17 protein-coding genes and 1 tRNA gene are annotated in these 14,264 nt (G+C 66.6%); 7 read left to right on the plus strand and 11 right to left on the minus strand.

The annotated features are described in order from the left end of the window. Positions 1 to 46: 46 nt before the first annotated feature. The gene (locus ABT352_RS03050) at positions 47 to 562 is read right to left on the minus strand and encodes a bacterial proteasome activator family protein (RefSeq protein ID WP_350942052.1); all 516 of its coding nucleotides are present in this window, start codon (positions 560 to 562) and stop codon (positions 47 to 49) included. Between the two features lie 4 nt (positions 563 to 566). Further along, positions 567 to 1,523 carry an NAD(P)H-quinone oxidoreductase gene (locus tag ABT352_RS03055; RefSeq protein ID WP_350942053.1) on the minus strand — a complete coding sequence of 319 codons (957 nt, stop codon included), beginning with the start codon at positions 1,521 to 1,523 and terminating at the stop codon, positions 567 to 569. A 117-nt stretch (positions 1,524 to 1,640) separates the two neighbouring features. Between ABT352_RS03055 and ABT352_RS03060 the strand changes: the two genes are divergently transcribed. Then, positions 1,641 to 4,139 (plus strand): MinD/ParA family ATP-binding protein, encoded by a 2,499-nt coding sequence (locus ABT352_RS03060; protein ID WP_350942055.1) that lies wholly within the window; start codon positions 1,641 to 1,643, stop codon positions 4,137 to 4,139. Between the two features lie 143 nt (positions 4,140 to 4,282). Next, positions 4,283 to 4,371: transfer RNA gene (locus ABT352_RS03065), tRNA-Ser, on the plus strand. A 212-nt stretch (positions 4,372 to 4,583) separates the two neighbouring features. Here the strand turns inward: ABT352_RS03065 and ABT352_RS03070 are convergent. Next, a complete protein-coding gene (locus tag ABT352_RS03070) occupies positions 4,584 to 4,853 on the minus strand; it encodes a site-specific integrase (RefSeq protein WP_350942057.1) in 270 nt (89 codons plus the stop codon). A gap of 134 nt (positions 4,854 to 4,987) precedes the next feature. Then, entirely contained in the window at positions 4,988 to 5,974 is a 987-nt protein-coding gene (locus ABT352_RS03075; RefSeq protein ID WP_350942059.1) for an NAD-dependent epimerase/dehydratase family protein, read from the minus strand. 194 nt (positions 5,975 to 6,168) lie between these two features. Between ABT352_RS03075 and ABT352_RS03080 the strand changes: the two genes are divergently transcribed. After that, complete coding sequence (locus ABT352_RS03080) at positions 6,169 to 6,600, plus strand: MarR family winged helix-turn-helix transcriptional regulator (RefSeq protein ID WP_350942060.1); 432 nt, start codon at positions 6,169 to 6,171, stop codon at positions 6,598 to 6,600. A 270-nt stretch (positions 6,601 to 6,870) separates the two neighbouring features. After that, positions 6,871 to 7,494 (plus strand): hypothetical protein, encoded by a 624-nt coding sequence (locus tag ABT352_RS03085; protein WP_350942062.1) that lies wholly within the window; start codon positions 6,871 to 6,873, stop codon positions 7,492 to 7,494. 203 nt (positions 7,495 to 7,697) lie between these two features. Here ABT352_RS03085 and ABT352_RS03090 read toward each other — a convergent pair whose 3' ends face one another. Further along, positions 7,698 to 8,000, minus strand: a complete 303-nt coding sequence (locus ABT352_RS03090; protein WP_350942064.1) for a hypothetical protein — start codon at positions 7,998 to 8,000, stop codon at positions 7,698 to 7,700. A 255-nt stretch (positions 8,001 to 8,255) separates the two neighbouring features. Here ABT352_RS03090 and ABT352_RS03095 point away from each other — a divergent pair, with 255 nt between their 5' ends. Next, a complete protein-coding gene (locus tag ABT352_RS03095; protein ID WP_350942066.1) occupies positions 8,256 to 8,723 on the plus strand; it encodes an SRPBCC family protein in 468 nt (155 codons plus the stop codon). 244 nt (positions 8,724 to 8,967) lie between these two features. Here ABT352_RS03095 and ABT352_RS03100 read toward each other — a convergent pair whose 3' ends face one another. Together ABT352_RS03100 and ABT352_RS03105 are read right to left on the minus strand one after the other, a co-directional pair. Next, positions 8,968 to 9,513, minus strand: coding sequence for an SMI1/KNR4 family protein (locus tag ABT352_RS03100; RefSeq protein ID WP_350942068.1), 546 nt, complete (start codon positions 9,511 to 9,513; stop codon positions 8,968 to 8,970). A 110-nt stretch (positions 9,514 to 9,623) separates the two neighbouring features. Further along, positions 9,624 to 9,872 carry a cell division protein SepF gene (locus tag ABT352_RS03105; RefSeq protein WP_350942069.1) on the minus strand — a complete coding sequence of 83 codons (249 nt, stop codon included), beginning with the start codon at positions 9,870 to 9,872 and terminating at the stop codon, positions 9,624 to 9,626. Positions 9,873 to 9,958: 86 nt separating this feature from the next. Here ABT352_RS03105 and ABT352_RS03110 point away from each other — a divergent pair, with 86 nt between their 5' ends. Then, positions 9,959 to 10,501 carry a flavoprotein gene (locus ABT352_RS03110; RefSeq protein ID WP_350942070.1) on the plus strand — a complete coding sequence of 181 codons (543 nt, stop codon included), beginning with the start codon at positions 9,959 to 9,961 and terminating at the stop codon, positions 10,499 to 10,501. A gap of 414 nt (positions 10,502 to 10,915) precedes the next feature. After that, positions 10,916 to 11,725: a hypothetical protein gene (locus ABT352_RS03115; protein WP_350942072.1), complete on the plus strand. Its 810-nt coding sequence runs from the start codon at positions 10,916 to 10,918 to the stop codon at positions 11,723 to 11,725. Here the strand turns inward: ABT352_RS03115 and ABT352_RS03120 are convergent. From ABT352_RS03120 to ABT352_RS03135, 4 genes are all read right to left on the minus strand, one after another. Further along, positions 11,701 to 12,600, minus strand: a complete 900-nt coding sequence (locus ABT352_RS03120) for a protein phosphatase 2C domain-containing protein (RefSeq protein ID WP_350942074.1) — start codon at positions 12,598 to 12,600, stop codon at positions 11,701 to 11,703. The two genes, ABT352_RS03115 and ABT352_RS03120, sit on opposite strands and share 25 nt — an antisense overlap. A gap of 402 nt (positions 12,601 to 13,002) precedes the next feature. Beyond that, entirely contained in the window at positions 13,003 to 13,239 is a 237-nt protein-coding gene (locus ABT352_RS03125) for a hypothetical protein (RefSeq protein ID WP_350942075.1), read from the minus strand. Positions 13,240 to 13,416: 177 nt separating this feature from the next. Then, on the minus strand, positions 13,417 to 13,803 hold the full coding sequence (locus ABT352_RS03130; RefSeq protein ID WP_350942077.1) for a hypothetical protein: 387 nt from the start codon (positions 13,801 to 13,803) through the stop codon (positions 13,417 to 13,419). A gap of 3 nt (positions 13,804 to 13,806) precedes the next feature. Beyond that, the gene (locus tag ABT352_RS03135; protein WP_350942079.1) at positions 13,807 to 14,229 is read right to left on the minus strand and encodes a hypothetical protein; all 423 of its coding nucleotides are present in this window, start codon (positions 14,227 to 14,229) and stop codon (positions 13,807 to 13,809) included. Positions 14,230 to 14,264 lie beyond the last annotated feature (35 nt).

Here is a 14,264-nt window from a genome sequence, read left to right on the forward strand (position 1 = left end):
CGCCGTACCCTCGCCGGATCGCGGGCCTTCTGCAGGTGCGGGCCTTCTACAGGTAGGGGCCCGCGTTACCCGCGGGTCCTCCCTCCTGCTGCTGCAGGGACATGCCACCGGGCAGAGCCCTGCGCATGTTCTCCAGCTGGGCGCGAGCCGCCATCTGCTGGGCGAACAAGGTGGTCTGTATGCCGTGGAAAAGCCCCTCGAGCCAGCCGACCAGCTGCGCGTGGGCGACCCGGAGCTCCGCCTCGCTGGGCGGGGTGCCGTTGACGTCCTCGGTGAACGGCAACGAGAGCCGTTCCAGCTCCTCGACCAACTCGGGCGCCAGACCGTCTTCGAGCTCCTTGATGGAACTCTCGTGGATCTCCTTGAGCCGCTTGCGGCTGGCCTCGTCCAGAGGAGCCGCCCGGACCTCCTCAAGGAGCTGACGGATCATGCTGCCGATGCGCATCACCTTGGCGGGCTGCTCGACGAGGTCGGCGATGGACCTGCTCTCGCCCTCCTCCTCGCCCTTGGAGCCCTGGGGACCCACGACCACGATGTGCGGAGTGCTCTCCTCAGCGTTCATAGCCTCAACTTACTAGCAGGATTTTCCCGACGTGTTCTCCAGACTCCAGGATGCGGTGAGCCTCGGCCGCCTCCCTCATCGGCACCCGGGCATGCACCACCGGCCGGATCGCCCCGGCGTCGAGCAGGGGCCAGACGTTGTCGACGACCCCGCGCACGATGACCCCCTTCTCGTCGACGGGCCGGGAGCGCAGCGTGGTGCCGTACACCGAGGCCCGCTTCGCGAGCAGGGCTCCCAGGTTCAGCTCGCCCTTCGCGCCGCCCTGCAGGCCGATCACGACCAGCCGCCCCCCTGTCTTGAGAACCTTGATGTTTCCCGGAAGATACCTGCCGCCCATGATGTCGAGGACCACGTCGGCCTTGACCTTCTCCGAGAAGTCCTCCCGCCGGTAGTCGATCCCCTCGTCGGCTCCCAGCTCCAGGCAGCGCTCGATCTTCTCGGGGGACCCGGCGGTGACGACCACGCGCGAGCCGAACGCCTTCGCCAGCTGTATGGCCATCGTGCCGATCCCGCTGGCACCGCCGTGCACGAGGAGGGTCTCGCCCTTCCGCAGGCGCCCGGTCATGAAGACGTTGGACCAGACCGTGCAGGCCACCTCGGGCAGCCCGGCGGCCTCGACCAGGTCGACGCCCTCCGGCACCCGCATGACCTGCTGCCAGGGCACGGCGACCTTCTCCGCGTACCCACCTCCGCTGAGCAGCGCGCACACCCGGTCACCCGGCGCGAACCCCTCCACGTCCTGGCCCACCGCCCCGACCACGCCGGAGCACTCCATGCCCGGGTACGGTGAGGCGCCGGGGGGCGGATCGTAGAAGCCCTGACGCTGGAGCGCGTCGGCCCTGTTGACCGCGGAGGCGGTCACGTCGATGATGACTTCGCCACGTTCGGGTAGCGGGTCGGGAACCTCCCGCCACGTCAGAACTTCCGGTCCGCCTGGTTTATCGATCACGATGGCGCGCATGTGAGAAAAGGTATCCGCTGAGCCCCAACTTGGTGGTTGCACGCGTTGACATGAACACAGGGCGTTAACCTGCTATGTGTTTGCTGCCCTTTTATGCCCATCCCGAGGGGGAACACGGTGGCAAGACACGATCGTGAGGAATCTCTCGAGGAACAGCTCGCGTGGCTGGATGCCATCAAGGAGCAGGAGGAGGAGGCGCCCGCCCTGGCGGTGAAGGCCACCGCGGTGGACGACGCCGTCGTCTCGCCGTACCCGAAGGATCCCTGGAGTCTGGTCCCGACCGAGCCCGACACGACGTCCTCGCCGCTGTTCCGCGCGGCTGTCGACTCGGCCCACCCGGACACCGACCCGCCGGTGGAGGACGCCGACGCGGCCGAGTGGCTGGAGGCCTCCGACACGGTGACGTCGTTCACCGTGCCCGCCCCGGCGTCCGGCAAGCAGGACAACGACGGTTTTCTCGAGCCGCTCAAGCCCCTGCCGCGCCAGGAGTCGGCCGACACCGGCGAGTACGGCGCCGGCGACTTCACCGAGCCGCACATCCGCACCCCGTTCGCGGCGCCCGCCCAGGAGCCGTCCCGAGGGCTGTTCGAGCAACCCCAGCGTCCGGCGGAGCCGGCCGCTTCCGCTCCCGCCCCGGCGGAGCCCTCAGAGCTGGAGCCGCTCAGGCCGTCCTCCTCGGACACCGAGCGGTTCACCTTCGGCAGTAAGGAGTTCGGCGGCACCGACTCCGACCGCTTCTCCTTCGGAAGCGGCGACACGCGCCCCGCCTCGGGGGACAAGGACTTCTCCTCGACCAGCGGAGATCTCTCCACCGGAAGCACCGACTCCGACCGGTCCCCGTCCGGCACCTCCGGCACCACGGGATCCGGCACGTCCGGTGCATCCGACACATCTGGTTCGTCCGGCGCGTCAGGCCCTTCCGGTACGTCTGGTTCGTCCGACGACGGCGACCGATTCTCGTCAGGGGCCGCAGAGGCCGACCGCTTCCCCTCCACCGGCGCCGAGCACGACCGCGACCGTACGAGCTTCGAGCCCTTCGGATCCTTCGACTCCACGGTGACGTCGGCGGCGAAGGAGTCGCCGTCGCCCAGGCAGGCGTCCGAGCGTTTCGAACCCGCTCCGGATCGCTTCGCTCCCGTCCCCGCGCCCGTTTCTCCGCCCGGTTCCGAGCCCGAATCGGAGTCGGAGTCGTTCCAGTCATCCGAATCCTTCGGCACCGACAGGCCGGAAGCGGCCGCGTCGCCGGAGCGCCCCTCCACGGCGGGTGCCTTCGGCTCGAAGCCCACCTCGGGCGCCTTCGGTGACGCTCCCGGTTCCTCCGGAGCCTTCAGCTCGTTCGGCTCCTTCGACACGGAGCGTTCCAGCTCACCGTCGCCTTCTTCCTCCGGCTCCTCCGGTTTCGCCGCCTTCTCCGGCCCCACGGCCTTCGCACCGGGCCGGGACACGCCCCCCGCCCCTGAACGGGAGACCCCTTCACCCCAGAAGCGCGGTCGGGACACGGCGGAACGGGAGAACCCTTTCGCATCGGGCCGGGACACGGCAGAACGGGAGAGCCCTTTCGCACCCGGTCGGGACGCGGCGGAACCGGTTCGGGAGCCGTACCAGGCACGCCGCCGCCAGACGGCCCCGGCACCCGCCTTCGGCGCACCGGCCAGGCAGCAGCCTCCGGGCACGGCTCCCCGGCCGTCCGCCGACAGCCTGGATCCGGAGTCGCTGCTGAGGGGCCGCCGCAACGCGCCCGCCGGCGGCTGGCGGAAGCTCGTCTACAAGGCGTCGGCAGGGTTGATCAAGCCGGGCGAGTCCCCGGAGGTCCGCCGCCGCAGAGAGCTGGTCGGCCGCGCACGCACCCCGGTGGCCACCGGCCACCACCGTGTCGCCGTACTCAGCCTCAAGGGCGGTGTCGGCAAAACCACCACCACGGTCGGCCTCGGCGCCACCCTGGCCCAGGTACGCGGCGACCGGGTCATCGCGGTCGACGCCAACCCCGACCGCGGCACCCTGTCGGACAAGGTCGAACTCGAAACCTCTGCGACCGTCCGCGACCTGCTGAACGAGCGTCAGCAGATCAAGAGGTACGTCGACATACGGGCCTTCACCTCCCAGGCCCCGTCGCGCCTGGAGATCCTCGCCTCAGACCGGGACCCGTCGGTCTCCGAGGCCTTCAGCGCGGCCGACTACCAGTCGGTCTCCCAGGTCCTGGAGAACTTCTACTCGATCTGCATCACCGACTGCGGCACCGGCCTGCTCCACTCGGCCATGTCCGGCGTGCTCGGACTGGCCGATCAGCTCGTCCTGGTCAGCTCCCCCTCCGTGGACGGCGCCCGCGCCGCCTCGGCGACCCTCGACTGGCTGGAGGCCCACCACTACGAGGAGCTCGTACGCTCCGCGACCGTGGTGCTGTGCAGCGTCCGCCCGCGCTCGAAGTCGACCGTCGACCTCGACCGCCTGGAAGCCCACTTCGCGGCCCGCTGCCGTGCCGTCGTCCGCGTCCCCTACGACCCGCACCTCGAGGAGGGCGCGGAGATCGACCTGGAAAGACTCCAGGCCGGTACCCGCGAGTCCTACCTCCGCCTGGCCGCCTCGGTCGGCGACGGTTTCGCCGGCCCTCAGCCCTGATCCACACACGATCCTCGGCTTGACCCACACACCGGCGGGCGCCGCGACTCCAGATCGGAGCCACGGCGCCTGCCGGGTCCGGGCACGCTCGGGCCAATGAGAGACTAGGGTGCAATCTGACACGTTCTTCGGACGTGTCACCAGGAGAGCTCGCCTAGTGGACGATGGCGGCGGTCTTGAAAACCGCTAGGCCGGGTGACCGGTCTCGTGGGTTCGAATCCCACGCTCTCCGCCCAGCTCGCAAAACGGCGTCTGACCAGGGAATTCCCTCGGATCGGGCGCCGTTGATCGTTTCCGGGGTATGCAGCCGTATGCCGCCCTGAGCGGCCACATGTCGCTGGTCGTGGGATATCTGTGGGATGGAACCGGCCACGTTTGCCCAGCTCATCAAGACAAAAAAGAGGGTCCCGGATGACCGAGACCCTCTCACCGTAACCGGTGGACTCACGCCGCCAGCGCGTCCTCAATCCGCTGGTTGGCAATCTCCGTGCCGCCGTCGATGCACTTGGCGTAGACCTTGAGCAGTACGTCCACCCCGTGCCCTGCCCGCTCTGCCACGTCGGGGGCCGCCACCCCGGCATTGAGCCACAGGGACACCGCCGCGTGGCGCAGGTCGTACGGCCGGGCCGCCAGGGGTGAGACCTGCTGTTCGGGAGTCAGGGCGAAGGCCCGCGCAGCCTTCCACACCTCGCAGTAGGTCCCGATGGAGATCACGCCCCCGCGCGAGGTACGGAACAGCCGCCCGTCCTCGTGGACGCCGAACTCTTCGATAAGGGACGCCTACGGGAAACGTGCGGCACCGTATCCATGGCGAGGGCGCTGAGGCCGCGGCGCGCGAGGTCGTCACTTCACGAGAAGCTCATCTCCGCCAGACCTTTCTCCACTGTCACGTCGGGCGAGTAGCCCAGTTCCCTCCGCGCGGCGGTGATGTCGTAGGAACGGTCACGGCCGGTGAAGCTCACCAGCCAGTTCGTCAGAGGGGGCGCCGTCTTGCGGCGAAGCAGGCGCGCTGTGCGGTCCATCATCGCGGCCATGGGCGCCGCCATCGCCAGAGGGACGCTGCGGCTCTTGGACAGATCCACGCCGCGGGTCGCCAGCAAGGGGGTGAGGAAGTCTCGAATGGGCATCGGCGTGCCGTCCGTCGCGTAGTACACCCCACGGTGGCGGCCCCGTGTGAGCGCGAGGATCGCGGCAGCGGCCAGGTTTTCGACGTGCACGAAGTCGACGATGTGCTTACCGTGATCGATCCAGGCGAACCGCCCCGCCTCGGCGACCTTGACCATTTCGTTGATCGTCGTCATTCCGCGCCCCCAGATGAACGGCGGGCGGAGCACGACCAGCTCGGTGTTCTCGCTGTTGGCTTTCAACAGTGTGCGCTCGGTGGCCAGCTTGACCCGGCTGTAGGCGATGTTCGGCCGGCCTTCCGGCGTCGACTCGTCGACGACGGGACGACGTTGACTGCCCGTGGAGACGGACGCGGCGCTGATGAGCACGAAGCGTCGCACCTCGGCCGCGACGCTCGCGGCGTGCAGGGCGACGGTCGGCACGTGATTGGCCTGCTCGAAGAGCGAGTCGGGCCCCCAGAACTCCATGTGAGCCGCGACGTGCACGACCGCGTCGGCCTCGCGCAGCTTGGCGAGCCAGATCGGCGCCGGGGAGTCGGCCCGGCCGAGCTCGGCGAGATCGCCGGGAACGGCATCGGCTCCGGCCGCACGTACCCGCTGAATGCTCGAGCCCGATCTGGCAAGCGCCATGACCTCATGTCCTTCGGGGACGAGGCGACGGACGAGAGCGCCGCCGACGAAACCGCTGCCACCAGTGACAAAGACCTTCATGATTGCACTCCTTGTGATTGAGTACGCACTTCTCGTGCACGCCCGGTTGTCGGTGCCGCTCGGCGCGCGTTCCCGACCGCTTTCCGGGTGCATAGCCATCAAATAGTTTGACATCAATGCATCTACGTCTATGTAACCTCCCGTACGATGGGTGCGTCAAGTGGAGGTGGGCGATGCCGCACGCGAGGAAGAGCGTGACCGCAGCACAGGTCGCCGACGAGTTCAGTCGTACGGCGAAGGTGCTCGTACGTCACTTCAACGAGCGTCTGGGCGAGCATGGGGTGTCGACACCGAGGTCGCGCCTGGTGGTGGAGGTGGCACGTTCGCAGCCGGTTCGGCTCACCGAGCTCGCTCTCGCGGTCGGTATCGCCCAGGGGACCGCCTCCACCCTGGTCGACGCGCTCGTCCGTGACGGACTGCTCGAACGCCAGGCCAGCGCGGACGACCGCCGGTCCGTACTCCTTCGAGTGACGGCGCAGGGGGCAGCACTGGCCCAGGACTGGACGGCCGGCTATGAACTGGCGGCGGAAGAGCTGTTCAGGCCACTCACCCCCGAGCAGCTGTCGACGCTGGTCGACATACTGCGGACCCTCAGCGCCGACGAGGCGTCGCCCGCCGACGGCTGAAGAAGACATCGCCGGCGCGTGGATTGCCGGAGCGTCGCTCGCCACCGATGACCTGCGATCGCGAAGTCGCAGGTTGTCCAGGTCCTCTCTGAACCTCCAGTCATCCCTTCGTTTCTTGCCTATGAGGCGGTCGCGAAATTTGTCATAGTCCTATCGGCCCTCGCTCCAGCACCGCCCGCGTGGAGGAGCGCCCATGTGGGACATCAGCCGATCTCGACTCCGGTCGGGGATTTCTGCACAAAACATACACATGAGCACGGCGGAATCGCCATGAGCGACAGTTACGGTCACACGGTGGACGCAACGAATGATCTTCCTGACGTGCACCACCCGCGTGCTCCTCTTGATGTCAAAGGCGGGATATGGGTGACGGTCGCCGTATTGCTGGGGTTAGGGATGATGTATGCGACGAGTGCTCCCGGGTGGCACTATGCGTGGTTCATGCTTGTCGGCCCCGGCTGGCTCTTGTTCGGCGCCGGCTGGTTGATCGTGCTCGGTGTCCTCCTTGTTATGCCTGGGAGGCTGGTCGCATTGCGTCGAAACTGGCCGTTCTGGGCCGTTCCGCCCTTGATCGTGGTGCTGGTCGCCTCGCTGGTCTACGTCGGCGCACCGGTCAAGATGCGTTTCGAGTTGTCGCGCGCCGACCTCGATCACTTCGCGAAGACGATGTCAGAGGGGACGCCGCCTGGAAAGCGGAATTGGATCGGCCTGTATCCCGTCGAGTACCTTGAAGGATCCTCCAGCGCCTTCAGCTTTATGATCGATGACACGGGTTTCTTCACCAGTTATGGTCTCGCCTGGGCCCCGAACGGTGACCCGTACGACATCGATGGACCTGGCATCTACGAACACATCGACGGACCCTGGTACGTCTGGGAGGTCAGCGACTGGTAGGTAGGTGGCCCGTCCGTCTCGTGCACCAAGGGTTCATCAGGGCCGGAGCAGCTCGGCGAGGTGATCCGTTCGCCTTACAGGAGTCACCTTGGGAGCTATCCAGGCGGGCGATCATGGATTGGACTGAACAGCCCCGAACGGCCGGAGCCCTGGCGATCAGCAGAACGAACGGCTTTGAACGTTCCTGGAGATTGTTCGGGGATCTACGGATTAGAAAGTGAGGCCGCACCCTCGATCCAGGATCGCAGCCGATGGAGGATATCGCGCAGGTGGGTGTCATCGGCGAGGCCGGGAGGTGCCCATACTTCCGTCCTGAGTTCGCTCTCGGCGTCGAGTTCGCTCCACAGTTCTTCGAACGAGTCCCTGATGCTCAACTCGCGCGGATCGGCGGCTTCGAACAGGCCGCGAAGGTCCTCGACCAGCTTGGGTAAGGAGATTCCATTCGAGTCGTACAGGTCAAGTCGCGCAGCCATTTGGCTAATGAGAGCGCGTTTGTAGTCCTCCACGGCATCACCTTCTCGATTTCCGAGTCATTATGCCGACGGCCAACGGTGTGGGATGTATGCGGGATGATGTTGGCCACATCCGCGCAGGTCGCGTTGGAGAAGCCGCTGTGGAACGCCTTTGAGGAGCGACGGTGGAGACGTGGACTGGAGTCGGATGCCCGACCCCCGTTGTGAGCGGGTATCTGGACGTGGAAGACGCGACCTGGTGCCTTTGAGGGGCTACGGTGCTTCCGGACAGTCGCCTAGAATTGACACATGCCAATCTTTGAGATTGTCACGCATATCATGGCTCCTCCGGAACGAGTCTTCGACATCTCGTTGGACGTGGGTGTTCACGCAGCCTCAATGGTGGCATCTTCCGAGGAAGTAGTCGGAGGTGTGACCGCCGGGAGCTTGAAGCTGGGTGACACCGTTACGTGGCGGGCGCGGCACTTCGGCATTCGTTGGCGAATGACGTCTGTGATCAGCGCTTACGACCGCCCCGGATATTTCGTCGATGAGCAGGTGTCAGGACCTTTCAAGCGCTGGTATCACGCTCATTATTTTCGGCCTTACGGCCACGACGGTACGATAATGAGCGATGTCATTGAATTCGCCGCGCCGCTCGACCCTCTTGGCGGGATCGCTGAAATGCTGGCTCTCCGTCACTACATGCCCAAGTTGATCCGGATCCGGAATCAGTACATCAAACGAGTTGCCGAGGCCGATCTCACCGCCGACTGAGGTCTCCCACTGCTTGGGCGATAGATGATCTGTCACGCGTGATGGGATCGTCGGCCCACGTTGTGGAGGCGGTCCAGGGCGACCGCGGGGCAATCGTCAGGCTATTAAGGACGAGCAACAGGGAAAGGGTGCTCATTGGGAGTGTTCCGCCTCGTTCACGGCCCGCTCGCCTCGAAGGGGCGCGCCGTACGCGGCCGAGGGCTCCGGGAGCGTCGGAAGACGAGCTTGCGGGATGAACGACAGGTCAGCTCTTCTCCGCCAGGCGCCGCCGAGCGGCCTCCCATCGCCGCATCCCATCCTCTTCTTCGGAGTCCTCCTCGTACCAGCCGGTTCCCGAGACCCAGGTCTCAAGCCAGTCGGACAGGCTCTCGGAGTCGACGTACCATGCGTCGTGCCAGTCGTCTTCGATTCCGTTCGGCTCGAAGAGCAGTATCGTGCCCGCAGGGGTCCGGCAGTCCATCGCGGCGTACATGCCGCAGCCCCAGTCCAGGATCGGCAGGACCTCCGCCGGCCAGTACGCCTTCTCGCCAGGCCCTGAGGCCGCGCGTTCCTCGTGGTAGACGCTCACGGCGGTGCGGCCCTCTCCCAGGAGCGGGAAGAGCTGGTATTCGGGGCCGAAGCCGCCGTCGGCCACCTCCCGGTAGAGCCGTGCGAACAGCGGAGGAAGCCCGAAACCCAGGATGCTCTCCGCCCGCGCGACCTCTTCCTCCGTCGCGGTGGGAGGCAGTCGCTCTTCGTCCACGCTCGCCTTCGTGAACACGCGCCGGAGGAGGTCGTCGATGTCTGTCACGGCGACGATCCTGCCATCCGCCCACGACAGATTCCCCTGATCGAGAGCCGTCCCGAGCCGCGTCTCCGGCGCGTGAGACGAAGTATGGGAGAAGGTCGAAGCCGGCCTGCCTACGGTGCCTCTTCGACGGTGGGCACCCGATTGCCCAGTCCGTGAGGCATCAGCAGGAAGACCTTGGGGGACAGCCGGTCCATGTCCCCGCCTCTGCCGAACACCAGGCCGGCGGCGAAGTCGACGAACTGTTTCGCCTCGTCGTCCGTGAGCCCGTTGAGGTCCATCACCACGGGCATGCCCGTACGGAAGAAGTGTCCGACGTAGATCGCCTCGTTGTAGTTCTGGGGACGTAGTGTTTTGACCACCGGACAAGTCTCCACCGTCCGTCACACCCGTCAAGGTGGCTTCTGCTTGGAACCCACGAATATGTCGCGTACCCGGGAGTGATCGTGTGACCGAGTCCGGCAGGCTTCTGTACGTCATCGTGTGCGCGGCGGGCGCCGCCCGGGACGTCGGCCGTCTCGTCGCCCTCGCCCTGGACGAGGGCTGGGTCGTTCAGGTCGTCGCGACCCCGTCCGCACTGGACTTCATCGACGTCCCCGCCCTGGAACGGCAGACCGGACGTCCCGTCCGCAGCCGGTATCGAAGGCCGGACGAGCCCAAGCCGCCCAGGGCCGACGCGATCATCGTCGCCCCCGCCACCTACAACACCGTCAACAAGTTCGCCCAGGGCATCGCCGACACCTACGCCCTCGGCCTCCTCGCCGAGGCACCCGGCCTCGGCATCCCCGTGGTCGTCCTTCCCTTCGTCAACGACGCTCTCGCCACACGCGCGCCGTTCCGCCGGAGCGTCGAGGGCCTCAGGGCCGAAGGCGTCCGCGTCCTGCCCAGCCCTGCCGGACCCGACCCGGCCGACACCGGAGACGAATGGGCCCTCGCTCTCCAGGAGATCTCGGGGAAACAGCCTCGCCCGATGCGCGATGGCCGCCCATAACGTGGGGCGAAGAGCCGATGCCATGGGTCGCGTCGATCCCGGGGGTTATCGGTCTGCCTTGGAAAGGCATTACGTGTCCGCGGTTATCGGCTGATGCGAGATCACCCCTGGTTTTCGCGGCGCATGCCCTCTTCTGAAGTTATCCGATTTCGATCGGCCGGCTCACGTCCACTCCGACTTTCGGACCCTACAATGACCCATGGAACAGGGGGTGAGTATCTGAAAGGACCAGGAAGACAGCGATCATTCGTGGTGGTCGATCCCAACCTGCCCTCGGAGATCGCGGATTTGTTGCGCGCGAATCCCTCCCTGCTCGGGCGCGTACGGGCCGGTTGGAGGCCACCGGAGATTCCGCGAAGGAAATCCGCGGATCTCCCGGCTGCCGGTGGCATGTTCGCGGGGGTCGGCTTTCTGATGGTGCTTTTCCTCGGAGGAGGAGCCTGGCTCGGAATCCTGCTGCTCATCACGCTCGCGTACTGCTTTCACCTCGCGATCAGAGCCGCCGGGGATTCCGAGGAGAGCGCCACTCCGGAGCGGGAACTGTACGCTCTCGCGGGCCGCTACCGGGATTCCTATCTTCTGTCCGATGACTTCGACGCCGATGCGAGCCGCCTGCTCGGCCGGGCCCGGACGGCGGTCGACTCCGTCCTGCGATCGCGTGTCAACGCCGAAGGGTTGCTTGACGACGTACGGAACGCCGTCATGCTGCCGTCGCAGGAGTGGGAGGTCGCGCGCCTGTTGGCCAAGCTGTCCTCCCTACGTGGAGAACACCGCGATCTCGTGCGTGGCGGGGTCACCCGGGAGGTGGCGGCGGCGATGGAGCCGCTGGAGCGAGTGCTCGCCGGCAGTGAGAGCGCTGTCGTCGCGAAGGTCGAGGCGTTGGAGCGTTACGCGGCTCATGTCGCCGACGCCGAACGCGCCTACCGGGCCCGTGGCCAGATCGAGGCGCTGGTGGAACGGTTGCCGCGCTATGAGGAGCTGTTCGTCGAGTCGGGTGCCGACGCCCTGGGCATGCCCGAGATCGGATATCTCGCGGGTGAGGCCGATGAGCTGGAGCGGGCGTTGCGCGCCAGCATCGGTTCGGCGCACGAACTCTTCCTTCACCTGGACGGTCCTTCGCCGTCCGGGGAGAGATCATCGGATGACCACCCGTCGCGCGGAGACGGTCAGACCTCACCGGGAGGCGGTCAGCCGCCTCCTCATCCTCGGCCGAACAGGCAGTAGGCGGCCGTCGCGTCGTCGTGGGTTTTCGTCCGGGGCCAGCGGGAGCCGTCGGAATCGGTGTCCTCCGCCTCGCGGACCCTGCGGATCAGCTCGCCGGGTCCTGAGCGTTCGAGGATGTCGAGGGCCTCGCGCCAGGTGGTCAGCCCGAACAGGTCGACGAGCCGGGAGGCTCCGTCGCTGAGCAGGGCGGCCGCCCGGACCCGGTCGGCGGGGAGCGTGCCGGTGAGCGACCGTTCGGCGGTGAGCGGGTCGACGGCGGCGATCCAGAAACCGCCTTCGCGGTTGCGGTGGTCCCGCATGGTCTCCACGTACTCCCGGCGCGCGGTCACGTGCTCGGCGCTTCCGTGGGCGAGGCTGTCCATGGCCGACCGATGTGCCCTGCCGATCCGGTTCACCCGGTCGTCACAGACGACTGTCGGCTCCTGCTCGCCGACCACGTCCAGGAGGAGGACGGAGTCCGACAGGACGAGGAAGTCCAGGTTGCCCGCCACACGGCGGACCATGATCACTGTGGCGGACGGCGATCCGGGGTGGGTGAGGTCGCAGAGGAAGTGATGGAGGGAGGCGACGGCTTTTATGCCGTTCGCGAGTATCTCCGTGAGCGTTCCCGTGTCCTGTGTCATGCCCGCGAGGAGGGTCGAGCCCAGGGAGCGTACGTACCAGCCGACGCCGTGAACGCATCCGGTCTCCGTCCCCGCGGGGGTGCCGGCGCCGTCGAGGAGGACGTAGGCGTCCGGGGTCGCCCCGAAGAAGTCCTCGTTGTCTTCGCTGTCCGTGCTGTCCAGGGTGTCCGTGATATCTGCGGCGTCCGTGGTTTTGTCGGCGTCCGCGTTCTGCCTGCCGGGTGCCGCTTCGGTGGCGAAGGTGATGCGCATCGGGTCGGAGCTCCTCGTGCTGGACGGGCGTGCGCGTTTCCCTCACGAGTTCCCCGGTTGGAACGGCGTACTCTCACTCACTCCGCGGGGGACGTCCGCGGCGTACTCTCGCGCGCACTCCGCGCGGGACGTCTTCCGCGGCTTACCGCCGTGGCACATCCTCAGGCCTCCAGGGCGTCTCGTACGGCGATTCGTGGATCCGGGGCAGGGCGTCACCGGTCCTTCGAGGCAGGCGCACGGGTGCGGGGACGAGCGAGGCAGATGAGCCGGGCACGGAAAAACCAGGGCACGGAGACGCCGGGGATGGGACACCGGAACGCGGCGACCGGGATCCGGGGCGCGGGACGGACCATCGGAGAGGGGGGATCCTCCGTGGAGATGGACCCTCAGAGGGGGCGGAGGTCAGTACGAGGGTTCGGAAATGGACTCGGCCCGGTAGACGTCCAGCGGTCCCTCCTCGTCCTCGTCCTCGCCCACCTTCCTCAGCAGCAGGGTCCTGCTGCCGATTTTCAGGGAACGTTCGCCGTTGATCTCCGTGGACGCGAATACCGTGACCGCGTGACCGTGCATATCGCGCACCTGGTCGTATTCCGGTCCGTCAGGAATCTCCAATTTGATGCGCCTCATCTGGAATGTCACTCTTCCAGTGTGAAAGCCGCAGCCTGGAAAATCGATCGTACGTATGACGATATTTGGCATCATTTTTGACTGAAAAGGTATGAATGTAAGGCCCCTTCCGAGGTTCGGGTCCGTACGGTCGGCGGTGGCCGCCATGCCGGCGCGCCGCTCGGCCACGTCACCCGGCCGGGGAGCGGGTCAGGGCAGGGGGTCGATCTCGATGTTCTGGTCGTACTGGACGAGTTCCGCCCCGCGATCGGTGAGGATGGGCCACTTGGTGGCGCGGGCACACCAGACGACGTGTCCGGCCGTGATGTCGCGCGATCCGTCGAGGATCTCCGCGATGTCCCCGACCTTCCCGTGGGTGAAGTCGTCGATCTTCACGCCGGGTGTCGTGACGAGCTCGAACAGCTCCACCTGGGTCGAGATCGGGGAGATGGACAGGACGGCCGCGAGACTGGTCGCCGGGACGCATATCCCGCCGCCACGGAAGAGACACATGGCCGCGACGCTGCGCGAGTATTCGGTCTTCGCCACCGCGATGTCGACCAGTGCGCTCACGTCGAGCACTCGACCGGGAAGCATGGCTCAGCGCCTCCGGAAACGACGAATGCCGATCTGGCCCCACTCCGCCTCGGAGAGCTGGTCGACCCCGAGGGAGTCGGCCGCCGTGTCGAGGTCATCGCGATGCAGGTTCCAGCGGCGCATCAGGGTGATCACGTGAGGTTTGTTGCCGATCTCTCTCTGGAGGGCCGCGTGGATCACGTCGGCGACGCGGTTTCCGGTCAGTCGTGCCTTCCGGGAAAGCGCCTCATAATCCGCTTTATCCAGCTCTATGGTGATAGCTGTATCAGAAGCCGGTGCGCTGATTTCCTTTTGCCCTTCTCTGAGCTGAAGGTGCGCCAGCCACAGCGGAACCGAATCCGATTCTTGTCTGGCGCCATCGTGATCATTTGATGATGGTTTTTCCGATCCTGTGCCGTCTCGCCATGCCGGCATGGAGTGGGCCATGCGTTCGACAGTAGCTGCGAATTGCAGATTATGGC

Source organism: Streptosporangium sp. NPDC000563 (assembly GCF_040299985.1).
In the GTDB taxonomy this organism is placed as follows: Bacteria; Actinomycetota; Actinomycetes; order Streptosporangiales; family Streptosporangiaceae; genus Streptosporangium.